The sequence below is a fragment of the Paracoccus sp. UBA5162 genome (assembly GCF_002413585.1).
Lineage (GTDB): Bacteria > Pseudomonadota > Alphaproteobacteria > Rhodobacterales > Rhodobacteraceae > Paracoccus.
This window is the reverse complement of the sequence record NZ_DHXG01000085.1, coordinates 1-2,784: the sequence shown is the minus strand read 5'-3', so window position 1 is coordinate 2,784 and position 2,784 is coordinate 1. Positions and strand designations below refer to the sequence as shown.

Annotated in this window: 3 protein-coding genes and 1 pseudogene; 1 reads left to right on the top strand and 3 read right to left on the bottom strand. The window is 66.8% G+C overall.

Features of this window, described 5'->3' with window-relative positions; translation table 11 throughout:
- Positions 1-275 (bottom strand): Rieske 2Fe-2S domain-containing protein (locus tag B4A72_RS14075; RefSeq protein ID WP_292978894.1); only part of this gene is annotated, 275 nt, incomplete at its 3' end.
- 102 nt (positions 276-377) lie between these two features.
- Between B4A72_RS14075 and B4A72_RS14070 the strand changes: the two genes are divergently transcribed.
- Positions 378-1,316 (top strand): LysR family transcriptional regulator, encoded by a 939-nt coding sequence (locus B4A72_RS14070; protein WP_292978892.1) that lies wholly within the window; start codon positions 378-380, stop codon positions 1,314-1,316.
- A gap of 28 nt (positions 1,317-1,344) precedes the next feature.
- Here B4A72_RS14070 and B4A72_RS14065 read toward each other — a convergent pair whose 3' ends face one another.
- Both B4A72_RS14065 and B4A72_RS16190 read right to left on the bottom strand, forming a co-directional pair.
- A complete protein-coding gene (locus tag B4A72_RS14065; RefSeq protein WP_292978890.1) occupies positions 1,345-2,379 on the bottom strand; it encodes a 4-hydroxyphenylpyruvate dioxygenase family protein in 1,035 nt (344 codons plus the stop codon).
- A gap of 105 nt (positions 2,380-2,484) precedes the next feature.
- Positions 2,485-2,748 (bottom strand): annotated as a pseudogene (locus B4A72_RS16190) (sugar phosphate isomerase/epimerase family protein); the annotation flags it as partial.
- Between the last annotated feature and the right edge of the window lie 36 nt (positions 2,749-2,784).

The following is a 2,784-nucleotide window of genomic DNA, read 5'->3' as shown; positions in this document are numbered from 1 at the left end:
CCCGGCATGCTGGCCGCCCGGCCGGTGCAGCCGACCGCCAGCCCATGATAGCCGCACACCAGATCGCCGCCACGCACGAAACCCAGCGAAAGCGGCGCGCCGCGGTGCGGGCAGAAATCCTCCAGCGCCGAAACGCGACCGTCGGCACCGCGATAGAATACCATGGGTTCGCCGCAAATCTTGCGCGCGAAGGGCTTGTCGGTCAGCTCATCGGGGGTGCAGGCGACATACCAGGCGTTGCGGGGCCACGGCTTGGCGTCGGAAGTCGGTTTCATCGCATCTCTCCATTCGCCCCGCTTCTCGGACGAGGCAGAAAGGATTTTACCCCCAAGTCACCCCATAGGCATCAGCAATATGATCTATATAGACTATAAGCGATGGAAATAGATTCGCTGGACCTCAACCTGCTGCGCGTTCTGGAGGCGCTGTTCGCGGCGCGCAGCGTATCGGGCGCGGCGCAGGCGCTGGGCGTCACTCAGCCGAGCGTCAGCCTGTCGCTGCGCCGGCTGCGCGCTCATTTCGACGATGCGCTGTTCGTCCGGCAGGGCGGGGCCATGGTGCCGACACGCGTCGCCGAAGGATTGCGCGAACCCGTGCTGAAAGTCATGGCGACGGTCCGTTCGGAAATCGTGACCGCTGCGCCCTTCGATCCGATGCAGTCGGAACGACGCTTCACCCTCAGCCTGTCGGACCTGGGCGAATTGACCTTCCTGCCCACCCTCATGGCCAGCCTGCGTCGATGCGCGCCGGGCGTCACGCTACGATCCGTCACCGCCTCGCTGCCCGAAATGCGGCATGGGCTGGCGGACGGATCGATCGACCTGGCGCTGGGCTTCTTCCTGGGGCTGGAAGGGCAGAATCTCTTCACCCAGAGGCTGTTCGAACAGGGATTCGCCTGCATCGCGCGCGCCGGCTGGGGCGATGGCGGAGCGGGGATGAGCCTGGAGGCCTTCCTGGCCGCCGACCATGTGGTGGTGGAACAGCCCGGCCGCAGCCAGCAATTGCTGGAGGAGCGGCTGCGCGACCTTGGCCTGCAGCGACGCATCCTGCTGCGTTCGCCCCATTTCATGAGCGTCCCGCTGCTGGTCGCCCAATCGGAGATGATCGCCACCGTGCCGCTTGGCGTCGGCCGCATCTATGCACGCATGGCGGGGCTCGATCTGCTGCCCCTGCCCTTCGACGCGCCATCCGTGCCATTGCAGCAGCTCTGGCATCGCCGGTCGCATCATGATCCGGGGTCGGTGTGGCTGCGGCGGTTGATCGCCGAGCTGTTCCTGGGGCAGGATCCGACGCAATCGCGCGGCGACGAAAGCTGACGCCCGCGCGCGCCTCCGCCTGCTCCTGTCAGAGGTCGATCAGGGCGTCATCGGTGCGGAAACGCTCCTGCGCGGCCAGGCGAACGCCGGCATTGGGCGCGCCATAGCCCTGATAGCGCTGGCGCTCGACGAATTCGAAGAAGAAGCGTTTGCGAAAGGCGCGGCTGTAAAGCTGGCGATAGTCGCCCTGCTCGTCGCGGTCATAGAGCATGTGCGCATCGGCGAGGCGCGCGGTGTCTTCAGCGCTGAGGCCGAACCGCGCGGCCAGATCGGCATAATAATTGCCGTTGATGGCCAGCAGGTCCGCGCCCGATTGCCGCAGCGCTTTCGCCCGGTCCATCAGGTCGGGCGCGGCGAGCGCGACATGCTGATAGCCGCCGCCGAAATTATGTTCGACGAAGCGCGACGACAGCGTGCCTGCGGCATCGGACGCGTTGAGCGTCAGGCGCAGCGCGCCGTCGGGCGACTGCAGCGGCTGGCTCAGCACCAGGCCCGACGGATCGATGACGTCCGCCTGCGCGCTTTGCTGCAGCCCGAACAGCGATCGCCAGTAGAGCTGCCAGGACAGATATTCCTCGATGCGCACGACGGCGGCGAGATGATCGATGGTCAGCGGCCGCGGGTCGGGCGCTTCGCCGGTCGGCGCGAATTCATCCGCCCACATGGCGGCGACATCGCTTTCCCCCACCAGATAGACCAGGCTGCCGCCAATGCCGCGCAGCGCGGGCACCGCCAGATTGCCGGGCGCTTCCTCATCGCCGACCTGGCTGATGCCCAGATGCGCGGCGCGCGCCGCCACCGCATCGCGATCGGCGACAACCAGGCCGAGCGCGCAGATGGACGGACCGTGCGTCAGCTGGAAGCTATGGCCAAAGCCCGCCGGTTCGGCATTGATGACCAGATTGACCGATCCGGCCTGCCAGCGCGTCACCGCCTTGCTGCGATGTCGCCCGGTGCGCGCGAAGCCGAGCGAACGGAACATCGCTTCCAACGCGCTCTCGTCATCCGGCGACACCGCGAATTCGACAAATTCCGGCCGCATCTGCGCGGGCGGCGGCGGCACGACGGAGGGGCGGCCGAGCAGGCGCCCGGCGGCATCCTCGACATGGCGCAGCGACCGCAGGCCATCGGCGGCGATCAGATCGGCCGACCAGCCGCGAAAGCGATCGTTGAAGATTTCCAGCGACAGCGGCCCGGCATAGCCGGTCTTGCGGATCTCGGCGACATAATCGTCCACCGGCAGCCCGCCTTGGCCCGGGAAATTGCGGTAATGGCGGCTCCAATAAAGCAGGTCCATGTCGAGCCGAGGCGCGTCGGCCAGCTGCACGAAGGCGATCTTGTCGCCGGGAATGGCGCGGATGCTGTCGCTGGGGATGCCGCGCGACAGCGAATGGAAGCTGTCGAGAATGATGCCGATCGCGGGATGATCCACCTGCTCCACGATCGACCAGGCGTCGCGATGGTCGAA